The organism is Aeromonas sp. 600886 (assembly GCF_049174935.1).
Taxonomy (GTDB): domain Bacteria; phylum Pseudomonadota; class Gammaproteobacteria; order Enterobacterales; family Aeromonadaceae; genus Aeromonas; species Aeromonas veronii_A.
On record NZ_JAAKUB010000016.1, the window covers coordinates 47,120 to 61,686 of the forward strand.

The window sequence follows — 14,567 nt, forward strand, 5'->3', positions numbered from 1 at the left end:
ATAAGCCCATTCTCGATGTTCAGGAAGGTCCCATGATAGTGACAAGAGCCGATGATGACGTCGTGTTGACGACTGAGGATGTACTGCTCAGCCTGTGCAACTCGGTGACCGATGTGTTGAGTGCCGCGACCATGAGTCAGGTGCGGTTTTCCGGCATGGTGCAGCGGATCAGCAAGACCTGCCTCAAGCCGGATATCGGCTGCTTCGTGCTGTTCGATGGCGGTTTTTCCGGTCTGGTGGTGATCAACTTCTCCGCCGCTGCCGCCATGGAGTTGTACGAGAGCTACATGCTGAGCATGGGGCTCTCCAAGGAGGATCTCGCCATCTCCCATACCTCTGACGAGGTGAGCAACGTGATGGGCGAACTGATGAACCAGATCGTCGGTAGCTTTACCGTCAAGGTGGGCCGGGATTTGCAGACTCACATTACCCAGAACCAGCCGAAGATGCTGGCCCTCAACAAGCAGGTGATGCTGAGCGTCGATACCAATCTTGACAGTCCGGAGTCCCGCCGCGTCACTTTCTTCACCGCCCGTAACAACATCTTTTATCTGGAGCTGGCGATGGACAAGACCGAGTTCATCCGCATTCACAATGAGGGGATGGAGCACGAGGAGCTGGATCCTGACGCCCTGATCGCCCAAGCCAAGCAGGATGCCGCCAAGCCGGCCCCGGCAGCCGCTGCGCCAGCCAGTAATGATCACGATGATCTGCTCGACTCTTTGGGTATTTGAGGCAAATGCCGGATAGCAACAAGGCCACCTTCGGGTGGCCTTGTTGTATCGGTGCGCACAACCGTTATTAGAAGTTGTAGAGCAGGCCGGTGTTGAACATCACCGATTCAGAATCGTAGAAGTTGATGTCGGAATCGGACTTGGCGTAGCCAGCGGTAAAGGTTGCCGAGAGCGGTGCAATACCGAACAGGCGGTGCCAGAAGAAGGTACCGGTCAGGGCAAACTCGTCGGAGTCGGCTTTTTTGTTACCAAAGTCAGGGATTGGGTTGGCTTCATCATATTTGGTCTGACCCAGATAGAGGTTGCTGACGAAGGACCACTGGGATGCCCGCTTGCCGTAGGTCAACTGGAGGCCGTTGCTCTTGTAGCTCTGGGCGCTGCCGTCCAGGTCAGCCTGACGGTGGATGAAAGCCGGCTCCAGCACCTGACCGGCTGCCAGCTGCCATTTGTAGGAGAGGTCGAGGGCGTGGATCTTGCCGTTGCGATCCAGCTTGGCCGCCGTGTCGGCACCATACTGGCTGCCACTGCGCTCTTCATCGACTTCGATGTTGCGGGTGGTCAGGCTGCCGAAGAAGTTGCTGCCCCAGATATTGTCCCAGGCGAAGCGCACCCCTTTTGACTTGATATCGGTCGACTGGCGATCGACGCTTACGGCGAAGGGATCGCTCCACTGCTCGGTTGGCATGGCATTGAAGACCACGGAGCCGGCCACTGTGCCCTTGTTGCTCATCTCCTGGCGGATACCGAGTTGCTGGGTGAAGTCGAAACGGATGGCATCCTGGATCAGGTTACCGAGGAAGACCTGGGTGCGGGTATCGGCAAAGGTGTAACGGATATCTGCGTTGAGCAGAGGGGCGACGGCGGAGCTGCTCTCTGCACTGCCCAGTCCGCTCAGTCGACGATTTTCGTCGTCACCGCTGTAAAAGTTGGATTCGTAATTGATGACGTTGACGCCGCCAAGCAGGAAACCGGACCAGCCCGATTCGTTGGGAATGGTTCCCAAATCCGCATATGCACTATTTGCGACCAGCAGGCCCAGACCAAGCAGGGTAGTGTTGCGCATCAGATAACTCCTAAATTAAACGCGTTTAAATTACCAGGTGGGCGATTATAGGGGGCCACCCTTAATGGCAACTGACAGAATTTCATCAAATATCCTAACTCACTCATTTCACTAGGCGAATCGTTAATTAATTGTGCGAGATAAGAAGAGTTCAATTCTCTGTGCTGGTATTCTGTTCGCGGATATGGGGGAGAAAATAACAAGATGAAGCAGATTAAATCCTGGGCACAATATTACGTCGATCTGATGACCAAGCTGGGACTGGTGCGCTTCAGCATGTTTCTGGCGGCTGGCATCATAGTGCTGGCTGTCGCCATCCAGATGGGGGTGACCCTGTTCCTGCGCGGCAATATTGATGTGATCGACTTCGTGCGCTCGGTCTTCTTTGGCCTGCTGGTGACCCCCTGGGCGGTCTATTTTCTCTCCATCGTGGTGGATCAGCTGGAGGATTCCCGTCAGCGATTGAGCCGGATGGTGCGCAAGCTGCAGGATATGCGCGAGCGGGATCTGGAGCTCAACAGTCAGTTGCAGGAGAACATCAGTCGCCTCAATGCCCAGATTGCCGAGACCAACCGGGCCGAGGCACTGCGTCTGCAGGCCATCGAGGATCTCGAGAACGAGGTGTTCCAGCGGGAGAAAGCCCAGCTTCATCTGGGGGAGCGTACCGCTCTGCTGCGCTCTTTTATCGACTGTTCCCCGGATCTGGTCTACTACCGCAATGAGGATGAGCAGTTCTCCGGTTGCAACCGCGCCATGGAGGAGCTGACCGGCAAGGCGGAGAGCGAGCTGATTGGCCTCACACCTTTCGATGTCTACAAGCAGGAGATTGCCAACAAGGTGGTGGAGACCGACAAGCAGGTCTTTGCCAGCAATGAGCCCCTCACCTATGAACAGTGGCTGGAGTATCCCGATGGCCGCAAGGCCTACTTCGAGCTGCGCAAAGTGCCCTTCTTCGATCGCTTCGGCAAGCGGCTGGGCCTGCTCGGCTTTGGGCGCGACATCACCGAGCGCAAGCAGTATCAGGACAAACTGGAGAAGGCGAGCCGCGACAAGACTACCTTTATCTCCACCATCAGCCACGAGCTGCGCACCCCGCTCAACGGCATCGTGGGCTTAAGCCGGATGCTGATGGATACCCCCCTCGATCCCAAGCAGCACCAGCAGCTCAAGACCATTCACCTGAGTGCGGTGACCCTTGGCAATATCTTCAACGACATCATCGATTTGGACAAACTCGATCGGCGTCGCCTCGAAATTGCGCCGACCCGCATCGATCTGCCTGCCTTCCTCGACGAGCTGGAGACCCTGTCGCGCATTCAGGCGGAGCAGAAGGGGCTATATCTGCATTTCGATCGCGATGGCGACATGCCGCAATTCGTGATAGCCGACGGTACCCGTCTGCGTCAGGTGTTGTGGAATCTGGTGGGCAATGCGGTCAAGTTTACCGACGAGGGGGGCGTCACCGTGCGCTGCCTCTCTCATCCTGCCGACGAGCCGGGCAAGCTGGCCCTGCACTTCGAGGTGGAGGATACCGGCATCGGCATCCCGCGCGCCCAGCAGGAGAAGATCTTCGCCATGTACTATCAGGTGCAGGGCAAGAAACACGCCACCGGCACCGGTATTGGCCTCGCGGTCTCCCGTCAGCTGGTGCAGGCGATGGGCGGCCTGCTCTATGTGGACAGTGAGCCGGGCGAAGGCTCCTGCTTCACCGCCGAGCTGGAGGTAGCTTGCGCCGAGCCAGTGCCGCAGGAGCAGGAGGAGATGCCCTCCCTCGATATCCTGCTGGTGGAAGATGTGGAGCTCAACGTGACGGTGGCCTGCGCCCTGCTGGGCAAGTTGGGTCATCAGGTGCAGGTGGCACGGGATGGCACCCAGGCGCTGGCGATGGCCAATCCGGATGATTTCGACCTCATTCTGCTCGATATCCAGCTGCCGGACATGACCGGCTTCGATGTGGCGAAAACCCTGCTGGAGCGTTATGGCGACAGCCTGCCGCCCATGGTGGCACTAACGGCCAACTCTACCGGCGATCGCCAGTACTATCTGGAGCGCGGGATGCGGGATGTGATCAACAAACCGCTTGGCTCGAAGGCTGTGCGGGAGGTGATTGGCCATCTGTTTGCCGGTCTGGACGAGGATGAAGCGGACGAGCAAGCTGATGCGGGCAATCAGGATGCCCTGCTGGATATTCCCTTCCTCACTGATTACGCCGATACGGTGGGCAAGCCGGTGCTGCTCTCCAGCGTCGAGCTGTTCGAGAAGATGATGCCGGACTACATGGCGGTGCTCGACTCCAACATGATCGCCCGGGATCAGGCGGGGGTGGTGGAGGAGGCGCACAAGATAAAAGGGGCGGCAGGCTCCATTGGCCTGCGTCGTTTGCAGCAGACGGCTCAGCTGATCCAGAGCCCGGATCATCCCGCCTGGTGGGAGAACGTGGAAGACTGGATTGAGACGCTGCGCCGGGAATATCCGGGCGATATCGCCCGGCTGCGGCGCTGGTTGCTGTCTTGAGGCTGGAGGTTGTCTTGAGTCTGATGGAAGTGGCTGGCAAGGAGCTGCAAGATGTATAGCCGTTTGATTACCCCTGCGCGCATCCACCCTTGGGGGGACGAGGATTTGCTGGAGGCGACCGAGCAGGATCGCGCCCGTATCGTGCAGGCGGCGCCAGTGCGCCGGTTGCAGCAGAAGACCCAGGTCTTTCCGCTCGATGTGAAGGCCTCGGTGCGCAGTCGCCTCACCCACTCGCTGGAGGTGCAGGAGACCGGTCGCCAGATCAGCCGCCGTATTCTGGCCGCCTTGCCAGCCGGGATGGTCTGCGAAGGGGCCTTTATCAATCTGGTGGAGATGTCCTGCCTGCTTCATGACGTGGGCAACCCGCCGTTTGGCCACTTTGGCGAGCAGGTGATGAGCCAGTGGCTCGGCGAGATGCTCGATCCCCTCTATCAGCAGGCGCTGGCGCAGCCCCCCTCGACCCAGTGGGCTGAGCTGCGTCAGGATCTGCAACTGTTTGATGGCAACGCCCAGAGCTTGCGGCTGGTGCACAGTCTGCACGAGCTCAATCTGACGCTCGGGCAACTGGCGGCGCTCTGCAAATACCCGCAGCAGCCTCAACCCGGGGTGAGCTATGGCCAACATCATGGCTGGAGCAGCAAACGGGGCATCTTCTTTAGCGAGCAGCCGCTCTACCGTGCCCTCGGCCAGAGTCTGGGATTGGCCCCAGGATGCCGTCATCCGCTGGTCTACATCATGGAGGCGGCCGATGATATCTCCTACTGCATCGCCGATCTGGAAGATGCGGTAGATCGGAGGATCCTGACTCTGGGTGAACTGCTGGCGGCACTGCGAGCTGCTGACCAGAGTGACTACATGGGCACCTTGCTGGATGACGCGCTTGCCAGTGGTCGGGGCTTTTTCCCCCATTTTCGCCAGCAACTTACCCGGGATCTGGTTGCGCTGGCGGCGCAGAGCTATGTCAGCGAACATCATGCCATTTTGCAGGGCTCCTATCCGCAAGCACTGCTGCATGGTCAGGCGCCGGCGGCGCGGGTGCTCGATATCCTCAAGCAGGTGGCCCGCGAGCTGGTCTTTATGCGCCCCGAAGTGGAAGCGCTTGAGCTGGAGGGGTATGCGGCGCTGCGCGGGGTGCTGACCAGTTATGCCTGTCTATTGGCGCTGCCAGCGCCACAGTTTGCTCGCCTGCTGGCCGGGGAGGGGAGTCAGGCGCTGTTCTTTGCGCGCCGTCTCTATCACCGCCTCTCGGCCCGCCATCTCAAGGCCTATCGATTGGCGATCGCCACCCCGGATCAGCGTTTTGCCTGCCAGAACGAGCAGGAGTGGTATTACCGGGTGCGGTTGCTGCTCGATTATGTCAGCGGCATGACGGATACCTATGTACTGGAAGAGTACAGGCTACTCTCGGGGATCTGATGTGCTGGCATCGTTGCCAGACGGACAGCATAAAATGCCGTAAAAACGTTTAAAAAGGAGCCGCAAGAGGCTTGTTTTAAATTCGGATATTTTTTAGACTTCTGCAACCTGTTCAACTTTTACTCGGTAAGGAGATGAAAATGCAACATCTGATGCTCAATTTTGCATTCTCTCGCGGCACTGCGTGCGGCGTGAAATCTCGTGCTCTTTTACCGCGTGGCGTAAACAGGTAACCCCTGTCTTTTTATCACCCGCGGTTCGTCCCGCAGGGTGATATCCACTTTCTCCGGGAGAACCGCATGTTCAACTGGAGAATGTCATGTCTATCGAACTGATTTTACTGCGTGGTGTCGAGTCTTTGGTTCAAAAACGGATCGCCCGGGTTGAGCGTCGCCTCGCCGTGGTCAGTCTGTCACCTGCCCTGCTGAAAGATATTGGTCTGGAAGGGTTTGAGGGACAGATCGCCCATATCCGCGAAAGCGAGTATCAAACCGGCTTTCGGCTCGGGAATCGAATAACCTGATCCATAGGGGAGGGTAAACGCTCTCCCCGTGGTGATGTGGCAGGCGTAATGCCTGCCATTTTTGTGTTTGCAGGTTGATTTTTTATTCACTTTTCTGTGCCCCGGCACTATCCTCTCTGCCCCGTTTGTGACAGATGCGTATGTTTTCTCGCCTTGTTCCGCCAGGATCGGCAAGATTAGATATGGTGGCCTATCTGTTTTACTCATCAGGACAAGACTTCATGTCACTCTTTCGTCAGCTTTTTCTCCCCCTGTTGCTGCTGTTTTCCGGCCTGCCTGCTGTTGCTGTTCCCCAGTTGGAAAAGGCAGTGGCGGACCACCAGAGTGCGGCTGATGAAGAGTTGGTGGTCGGGGTGCCCCGTGGTGGTTATCCTCCGTTCCTCTATGAACTGCCCAATCAGCGCTATGCCGGTCCGCTCAAGGAGCTGGCCTCGCGTATTGCGGCAGAAATGGGGGTCTCCCTGCGCTATGTCTCCTACAACTCCTATGTGGATGCCCGTGGTGCGCTGAACAGACGCCAAGTTGATGCCTTGATCGGGGTCGAGCTCGATGCGCTCGAGCTGGAGGGGATGAATCATATTGGCTATCTGGGCTCCTACGCCCGCGCCATCTTGATGCGCCATCCGGATCAACGTTTGACCCTGGAACAGGCGCGCAAGCTTCGCTGGGTCTGTATTCGCGGTTTTGGCAGTTGCAATGAGCTAGCGCGACTGGGGATGCCTCATGTGACCGAGCTGGAGAGCCGTGACGAGGCGACCTATATGGTCAAACTGGGGGCGGCCGATGCTTATCTGGCTCTGGGGCCGATCATTGCCATGGAGATGGAGCGGTTGCCTGAGTCGATGGGGATTGTGATCCCGGACTGGATCCCCGGTAGTGCATTGACCATTGCAACCAGTACCCATGACCCGGCGCTGACGGATCGCATCTGGCAGGCCTACCAGCGGATCCCGGTGGCTGATGCCCGGTTGCGGCTGAATCAGGAAGACAGCCGTTTCAAGGCGGGTTTGTTGCTGGAACCAGACGAGGTAGCCTGGTTAAAGAAGAAGAGCAAGGTGGTCAGGTTTGCCGTTGCGCCGTCGTTTGCCGGTATCAGCGAGATTGATGACGAAGGGGTGTTGCACGGCTATGCGGCAGATTTGATGAAGTTGTTGAGTCTGCGCTCGGGGATCCGCTTTGAACTTGAGCCGACCAGCACCTGGCAAGAGTCTCTGGCTCTGCTGAAACAGCACAAGGTGGATCTGATCCCCCTGATGACACCGCTCAGGGATCGCGAGGCATTTGCCTCCTTCAGCTCCTCCTACCTTAAATTCGACAGCTATGTGGTATCCCGGCGCGGCGCACGCCCGTTGAAGTCGCTGGCGGAGCTGAAAGGGCGCCTGATTGGTGGCGTGACCGGTTCTTATGAGGCTTCTCTTATCAGCGCCCATGGTGGCAACGTCATTGAAGTGGGCAAGGATACCGAGCTGCTTACCCTGCTTGATACGGGGAAAGCCGAGTATGTGCTGTTGACCATGACCAATCTGGGGCAGCAGGCCATGAAGGGCTTCAACGAAAAGTATCAGGTGGTGCTGAGCTCCCCCGAGTTTTCCGTGCCCATCAGCATGGCCGTTGATATCAGGCAGCCCGAGCTGCTGCGGATCATGGACAAGCTGTTGCTGACCATCACGGATGAGGAGTGGCAACTGCTGGAGCGGCGCTGGCTCAATGTTTCGGTAAATGTCGAATCCGATTACAGCCAGTTCTACAAGTGGCTGGCGCTGGGCGGAGTGGCCTTGTTGACCTGCGGTCTGCTGGTGATGTTCTGGGCCCGCAGCCTGCGTCGCCAGATTGCGCAGCGGAAAATCGCAGAGAGCAAACTCAACGAACAGTTGCTGTTTGTACAGACCCTGCTCAACTCATTGCCGACCATGGTGGCATTGCGCGACAGCGAGCAGCGTATAACCCTCTGCAACCGGGCTTATCGCGATGCCTTTCTCGTTGATGTCAATGGCGAGGCGCTTGACGACCTGCAAAGCATCCCCGAGCCCCTGCGTGCGAGCGTGCTGGAAGAGGAGCGCAGGATATGGCAAAGCGGCCAGGAGCTGGAGGGGGCCGGCAATAGCTTGCGTGCCGATGGCACCCCTTTTCATGTTATCTATGCCAAGCGCCCTTACCGGGACCCCGATGGCAACATGCGGGGTGTGCTGACAGTGCTGACCGATGTCAGCCGTATCAAGGAAGCCGAGGAGCGTGCTCGTCAGGCTGAAACTCGCCTGACCCAGATCACCGACAGCATGCCCGGCGTAGTCTACCAGTATCTGTGGCTGGGGCCGGGCAAGGGACGCTTTCTTTATGCCTCTCAGGGGGCCAACGAGATCCTGGGGGTATCTCATCAGGATTTATTTAACGCTGAATCGGGTGGTGAGGTATTTGGCTTTACCGAACAGGCCCTGCAGGAGTTTGTCAGCAAGGTGGCCAACCATGCCGAGACCCTGGCCCCCCTCGATCTGGAGGTCAAGGTGGAGCGCCCTGACGGGGATCGCTATCTGCAGGTACGCGGCAATTTTGTCCGTCAGGAGCAGCAGGCGCTGATCCTCAACGGGGTGATTCAGGACATCACGGCCCTCAAGCAGCAGGAGCATGAGCTGCGCGAGGCACGTGCTTATGCCGAGCAGGCGATGCAGGCGCGCAGCCGCTTTCTGGCCACCATGAGCCACGAGTTACGCACCCCCATCTCCGGCATGCACGGCATGCTCGAGTTGTTGCAAATGAGCGAGCTCAACGACGATCAACGTTACATGGTGCGTAATGTGGTCACCTCGACCAACAACCTGCTCTATCTGGTCAACGACATACTCGATTTCTCCAAGATCGAGGCGGGTCAGTTGCAACTGCATTGTCAGGTCAGCCGGTTGCAGACGGTGATCTGCGATGCGATCCGTGGCCACGCTACCCTGGCCCATAGCAAGGGGCTCAACGTGACGCTGGAGTGGGGCCAGCATGTACCTGATTGGGCCGATATCGACGGGGTACGGGTCGGTCAGGTGATCTCCAATCTGCTCAACAATGCGGTAAAGTTCACCGAACAGGGGGAGGTCTCCATCCGGGTCAGCTACCTGCGCGATCAGCTTGCTATCAGTATCCGCGATACCGGTATCGGGATTGCCGAGGAGAAACAGGCATTGTTGTTCACTCCGTTTGAGCAGGTGGAGTCCGACATCAATCGCCGCTTTGGTGGTACCGGGCTGGGGCTGGCAATCTGTGATCAGCTGGTGCGCAAAATGGGGGGCGAACTCACCCTGACCAGCAAGGCGGGAGAGGGATCCCGTTTCCGCTTTACCGTGCCGCTGACCAACCCTCAATGGGATGCGCCCCCGCTGGCTGGCACCGAATGGTGGTTTTTCAGCGCCGATGCCAGCCTCGAGGCGGCCATGCGGCGGTTGGGCGCCAAGCTAAGGCATCTGGATGCCAGCCAGCTCAACCGCTCACTGGAAGGGTTGCTGCTGGCTGATCAGCTGTGGTTGGAGCAGGCCCTCGGCGGTGAGTGGCAGGGATGGTTGCAGCATGTCTCATTGAGAGGGATCATAGCGTCACCGAACGAGGCTCTTCGCGGCCGGATCGGCGGTCAGTTGTGGTGGCGATTGGGGCTCTCTCCTCTCTACCCGGACCTGCTGCTGGAGAGTTGTCTCGAACTGCTGCAGGAACGGGTCGCCCCGGTTTTGCCTGCGCTGGCCGACAAGCTGGGAGGACGGGTGCTGGTGGCTGATGATCATCCGGTCAATCGCGCCCTGCTGGCACGACAACTGGCTATCCTCGGAATTGAATCCCAGGTAGTGGAAGATGGCGAAAAGGCGTTGCGGGCCTGGCAGGGGCAGCCATTCTCCCTGTTGCTGACCGATTGCCACATGCCGGTGATGGATGGCTATGCCCTGACCAAGGCGCTGCGGGCTGCGGGCGTGACGGCGCCCATTATCGGGGTGACGGCGGATACCTCGGAAGAGGCTCATGCCCGTATGGTGGAAGCGGGAATGAGTGACATGCTGTTCAAGCCCTACCCGCTGGATACCCTGCGCCAGCTGCTGGCACACTGGCTCGCTGAGTCGGTACCGGCGGGCGATACAGCGGTGATGGCGGTCGATGATGTGCTGGCCGTTCAGGCTGAACGCTGGTTGACCCTGTTTGGCGATGAGCCGACGGCGCGGGCGATGGCGGCGGAATATCTCGACTCCAATCGTCAGGATGGGGCTCATATGATGGCTGCGCTGGCTTGCCATGATTTCAGCGTACTGGTAGAAACTGCCCACCGGATCAAGGGGGCAGCCCGCATGGTCGGGCTGCAGGAGCTGGCCACACAGGCTGCCAGGCTGGAGTCGGCTGCCAGATTGAAGCAGCTTGAGGAACTGGATGAGCTGACCAGCAAGGTGCAGCTATTGATGACGGCGATCGCCCACGACATTGGATTATGGCTCGATGAAAAAAGCACAACATGAGTTGGTCATTATGGTCGTGGAAGACCATGGATTTCAGCGCAAGGCGCTGCTGCACCAGGTCCGCAGCCTGGGTTACCAGAATCTGCTGGAGGCGGCCGATGGTGCCGAGGCGCTGGTACTGAGCCAGCAACACGCCGTCGATATCCTGTTTTGCGACCTGCGGATGCCGGGCATGGATGGCATGGCACTGCTGCGCCGCCTGTCACTGGGCGGTTTTCGCGGGGGGATTATCCTCTCCAGCGCCCTTGAAGACGATGTGGTGGAGGCCGTGTTGCGGATGAGTGCCGCCTATGGCTTGCAGGTGCTCGGCCGCATAGAGAAACCCTCTACCCAGCAGCAGCTCAAGCTGCTGATCGATGCTTGGTCACCCCGGGAGGAGCCTGCCAGGGAGGAGGAGGGGCACAGGATCGGCCTGGATGAGTTGTGCCGTGCACTCGAGCAGGATCAGTTGCTGCCCTGGTATCAGCCCAAGGTGAGCTTTGCCTCCGGCGAGTGGGTCGGGATGGAGGCGCTGGCCCGCTGGCAGCACCCGGAGTACGGCCTGATCTCTCCGGGGCGTTTTATTCCACTGGCGGAGCGCAACGGACTGATCGATCAGTTGACTGAAGTGATCATCGGCAAATCCCTTAGTGATGGTCACTTGTGGGAAGAGACCGGACTCTCGCTCAATCTGTCGATGAACCTCTCCACTACCTCGCTGATCGAGGGCGATCTGTGCAATTCCCTGATCAATCAGTGTCAACGCTGGAGCATCAACCCCGAGCTTATCACCCTGGAGGTGACCGAGAGCGCCTTTGTACAGGATCTGGGCAAGTCGCTGGAGGTGCTGACCCGGCTGCGGATGCACGGCTTTGGCCTCGCCATTGATGACTTCGGTACCGGCTACTCCTCCATGCAGCAACTGGCGCTGCTGCCCTTTACCGAACTGAAGCTGGATCGCTCCTTTGTCGACCGCTGTTTTGAAGACCCATCCCGTCTGGCCATTATCGAGTCCAGTATCGAGCTGGCGCGCAAGTTGGGCCTCAAGTCGGTGGCTGAAGGGGTAGAGGATGAGCAGACCTGGCGGTTGCTGGCAAAGTTGGGCTGCGATGTTTGTCAGGGGTTCTTCTCTGCCAGACCGATGCCACGCAGCGAGTTGCAAGAGTGGCACCGGGCTTGGCAAGATAGATTGCCTACACTGATATCTATCTGATTCTGTTGGCTGGATCCCTCCGTTTGAACAAGGATGTTCATGAAAATCTCAAGCAAGTTGCTGCTCAGCTTCGGTTTTATCAACCTGCTGATCCTGCTCTCCTCCGCGCTGGTCTATTACCGGCTGACCCAGATCAATCAGGCCCAACACACCCTGTTGGAGCAGGCGCTGCCCGCTCTGCAGCGGGATGAGGCGAGCCAGAAGGCTCTGGTTGCCACCGTTTCTGCCCTGCGTGGCTATCTGATCCTCGGCAAGGATCCGGCTCAGGCTTCCCGCCTCAAGCAGGAGTGGGAGTCGGCCTGGCAGGCCATTGCCCATCAGGCCTTCAGCCCGGCGCTCGCCAAGTCTCTCGAGACCTTCAAAAGCCATCAGGAGAAGGTGTGGACCATAGCCCAGAGTGAAGAGAATCTGCCCGCTCACACCCTGATGCTGCAGGAGGCGGGGCCGCTGGCGGAGGCTGCGCTCGATCAGCTGCAATCCTTTGCCAATGAGGAGGTGGCGACCTCGCAGGATCAGCTCGCGGGCGATCGCCGCATGCTGCTCAAGCAGGTGGGAGATGCCTACAACAGCCTCGCCAATTCCCTCTCTGCCCTGAGGGATTTTCTCATCTCAGGCGATCCCGAATACCGCAGCAAGTATCAGGATTACTACCAGTTTCACCAGCAGCGGGTGGCTGAGGTGAAGCAGCAAGCCGCGCTCTTTACCGATACCCAGCAGAGCCTCTGGCAGCTGTTTGAAGAGATGGCGACCCCCTTCTCCGAGCTGGTGGGGCAGGTGATCGAGAAGCGCCAGGCGCCGGATTGGGATCAGGCCAACTACCTGATGGCCACCGACATCGAGCCGATGCAGTCCAGCCTCAGCGAGCAGTTGGTCCAGCAGGTGAATAAAACCCGCGCCGAGGTGGATCAGATTTCGGCGCAGATGACCGGAGCCGGAAGGGCCATCAACCAGACACTAATGTTGGCCACCGGCAGTGCCATCGTGCTTGGCATGCTGGTCGCCTGGCTCTTTAGCCGTCGTCTGACCCGTGACATTGCCAGTCTGGTGATCCGGGCGGGGCTGGTTGCGGATGGTCGGTTGGCTGCCGAGCCCTTGCCGATAACGGGTCAGGATGAGCTGGGTGGATTGACCGGCTCCATCAACCGGATGTCTGCCCAGTTACGTGATCTGGTCGGCGAGTTGCAGGGCGCAGTGGGACAGGTCGAAGAGGCCTGTCTTGATGTGGGCAACACCACCAGAGCCATAGTGGCGGATCTGACGGAGCAGGATCAGCGGGTCGATGCGGTGGCGGCAGCTATCGATCAGATGTCAGTGAGTGCCCGTGATGTGGCTGGCAACATTGCCGGTGTGGCGGATAGTGCCCAGCAGGTGCAGCAGCAGACCCGTCAGGGAGAGGCTGCGCTGGCGCGAATGAGCGATACCATGCAGCAGATTGCCGCCATGATTGGGCAGGCCAACGAGGCCATGGGGCTGCTGGAGCATCAGAGTGAACAGGTGGGGCAGATCACCGAGGTGATCGCCACCATTGCGGAGCAGACCAATCTGCTGGCACTCAATGCGGCGATAGAAGCGGCACGGGCAGGCGAGCAGGGGCGCGGTTTTGCGGTGGTGGCCGACGAGGTGCGCCAGCTGGCGACCCGCACCCATCAATCAACCGCCGAGATCAGCCAGACTATTGCAGCCATCTCCCGGCAGACTCGCCAGACGGTGAGTACCGTCAGCAGCGGCACCCGGCTGGTGGAGCAGGGGCGGGATGCCGTTGGATTGGTGACCGATACCCTGAGTGCCATGAACGAGCTGGTGCACTCGCTGTCGGGCCAGCTGCAGGCCATTTCGGTGGCAACCGAGCAGCAGTCGCGGGTGGCCGCGGAGGTAGCCGGAACGGTCGATGACATTGCTGCGCTCAGTCGGCAATCCTGTCTGCGCAGTCAGCAGGGGGAGGAGATCGTAGCCAGACTGGCTGGCGATACCGGCAAGCTGAAGGCGGTCATCGCCCGCTTTGATCTTGACGCGTGAGATGGCGGGATCATCCCGCCATTGCGATTTATCGTGCCGTCTGGCCCGTGGGTTTAGTCCAGACGTCTGAAGGTGTGGTTGTCGAAGCTGCTGGTGGTCTCCCGGTTGAGCAGGCTGACCAGCAAAATCGCACGTTTCTCTCCATCCGGCTCCATATAGATGGCTTCGAAGCCGGCAAGCGGCCCCTCTTCAATCAGCACCTTGTCGCCCGAGCAGGGCAGGCTGGCGTAGCTGGCTCTCGCCTCGTCGCTGTCATCGCGGCTCATCAGCTGATAGACCAGCTTGCTGCTGATGGGGGTCCATTCACTGCCAAAGTGGATGATTCTGCTGATGCCGCGGGTCGATTTCAGGGTGACCGGTGTCACCTCTTCCAAATCGACAAAGATAAACAGGTAGTTGGGGAACATGGGTTCCCGTACCGGAACTCGCTTGCCCCGGCGCAGCTTCTCGATCTCCACCATGGGGTAATAGGATTCGATACCCTGGGCATCGAGGTGGGCGCGGGCGCGGGCCTCTTCTTTTGGCTTGCAGTAGGCCAGATACCATTTTTTCATGTTATGAGTATGTTCGTGTTGCCGTGCTCGCGGATATGATAGCGGCGCCAATAAAAAAGGCCACGCATTGCGTGGCCTTTTTT

At 59.0% G+C, this 14,567-nt stretch carries 9 protein-coding genes; 7 read left to right on the forward strand and 2 right to left on the reverse strand.

Going from position 1 to position 14,567, the window contains the following annotated elements; genetic code table 11:
• Nucleotides 1-32: 32 nt before the first annotated feature.
• A complete protein-coding gene (locus tag G5179_RS13360) occupies nt 33-734 on the forward strand; it encodes a DUF3334 family protein (RefSeq protein ID WP_227341980.1) in 702 nt (233 codons plus the stop codon).
• Nucleotides 735-801: 67 nt separating this feature from the next.
• On the opposite strand, the gene G5179_RS13365 is transcribed toward G5179_RS13360, so the two are convergent.
• Nucleotides 802-1,797: a DUF2860 family protein gene (locus G5179_RS13365; RefSeq protein ID WP_216952915.1), complete on the reverse strand. Its 996-nt coding sequence runs from the start codon at nt 1,795-1,797 to the stop codon at nt 802-804.
• Between the two features lie 204 nt (nt 1,798-2,001).
• Here G5179_RS13365 and arcB point away from each other — a divergent pair, with 204 nt between their 5' ends.
• The 6 genes from arcB (at nt 2,002) to G5179_RS13395 (ending at nt 13,930) form a co-directional block, all read left to right on the forward strand.
• Nucleotides 2,002-4,311 carry an aerobic respiration two-component sensor histidine kinase ArcB gene (gene arcB, locus G5179_RS13370; protein ID WP_421258528.1) on the forward strand — a complete coding sequence of 770 codons (2,310 nt, stop codon included), beginning with the start codon at nt 2,002-2,004 and terminating at the stop codon, nt 4,309-4,311.
• A 51-nt stretch (nt 4,312-4,362) separates the two neighbouring features.
• Entirely contained in the window at nt 4,363-5,727 is a 1,365-nt protein-coding gene (dgt, locus tag G5179_RS13375; RefSeq protein ID WP_421258529.1) for a dGTPase, read from the forward strand.
• Between the two features lie 319 nt (nt 5,728-6,046).
• Nucleotides 6,047-6,250, forward strand: a complete 204-nt coding sequence (locus G5179_RS13380; RefSeq protein ID WP_216952918.1) for a hypothetical protein — start codon at nt 6,047-6,049, stop codon at nt 6,248-6,250.
• A gap of 221 nt (nt 6,251-6,471) precedes the next feature.
• A complete protein-coding gene (locus G5179_RS13385; protein WP_216952919.1) occupies nt 6,472-10,722 on the forward strand; it encodes an ATP-binding protein in 4,251 nt (1,416 codons plus the stop codon).
• The gene (locus G5179_RS13390) at nt 10,703-11,914 is read left to right on the forward strand and encodes an EAL domain-containing response regulator (RefSeq protein ID WP_216952920.1); all 1,212 of its coding nucleotides are present in this window, start codon (nt 10,703-10,705) and stop codon (nt 11,912-11,914) included. Before G5179_RS13385 ends, G5179_RS13390 begins: the two co-directional genes overlap by 20 nt.
• A gap of 39 nt (nt 11,915-11,953) precedes the next feature.
• Nucleotides 11,954-13,930, forward strand: a complete 1,977-nt coding sequence (locus G5179_RS13395) for a HAMP domain-containing methyl-accepting chemotaxis protein (RefSeq protein WP_216952921.1) — start codon at nt 11,954-11,956, stop codon at nt 13,928-13,930.
• Between the two features lie 53 nt (nt 13,931-13,983).
• Here the strand turns inward: G5179_RS13395 and rfaH are convergent, their stop codons facing one another.
• Nucleotides 13,984-14,484, reverse strand: a complete 501-nt coding sequence (rfaH, locus tag G5179_RS13400) for a transcription/translation regulatory transformer protein RfaH (RefSeq protein ID WP_005339074.1) — start codon at nt 14,482-14,484, stop codon at nt 13,984-13,986.
• Nucleotides 14,485-14,567: the final 83 nt, after the last annotated feature.

Coding starts and splice junctions, on each gene's coding strand:
- G5179_RS13385 (WP_216952919.1), top strand. CDS start 6,472: ATGTCACTCTTTCGTCAGCTTTTTCTCCCCCTGTTGCTGCTGTTTTCC.
- G5179_RS13390 (WP_216952920.1), top strand. CDS start 10,703: ATGAAAAAAGCACAACATGAGTTGGTCATTATGGTCGTGGAAGACCAT.
- dgt (WP_421258529.1), top strand. CDS start 4,363: ATGTATAGCCGTTTGATTACCCCTGCGCGCATCCACCCTTGGGGGGAC.
- rfaH (WP_005339074.1), bottom strand. CDS start 14,484: ATGAAAAAATGGTATCTGGCCTACTGCAAGCCAAAAGAAGAGGCCCGC.
- G5179_RS13380 (WP_216952918.1), top strand. CDS start 6,047: ATGTCTATCGAACTGATTTTACTGCGTGGTGTCGAGTCTTTGGTTCAA.
- G5179_RS13365 (WP_216952915.1), bottom strand. CDS start 1,797: ATGCGCAACACTACCCTGCTTGGTCTGGGCCTGCTGGTCGCAAATAGT.
- arcB (WP_421258528.1), top strand. CDS start 2,002: ATGAAGCAGATTAAATCCTGGGCACAATATTACGTCGATCTGATGACC.
- G5179_RS13360 (WP_227341980.1), top strand. CDS start 33: ATGATAGTGACAAGAGCCGATGATGACGTCGTGTTGACGACTGAGGAT.
- G5179_RS13395 (WP_216952921.1), top strand. CDS start 11,954: ATGAAAATCTCAAGCAAGTTGCTGCTCAGCTTCGGTTTTATCAACCTG.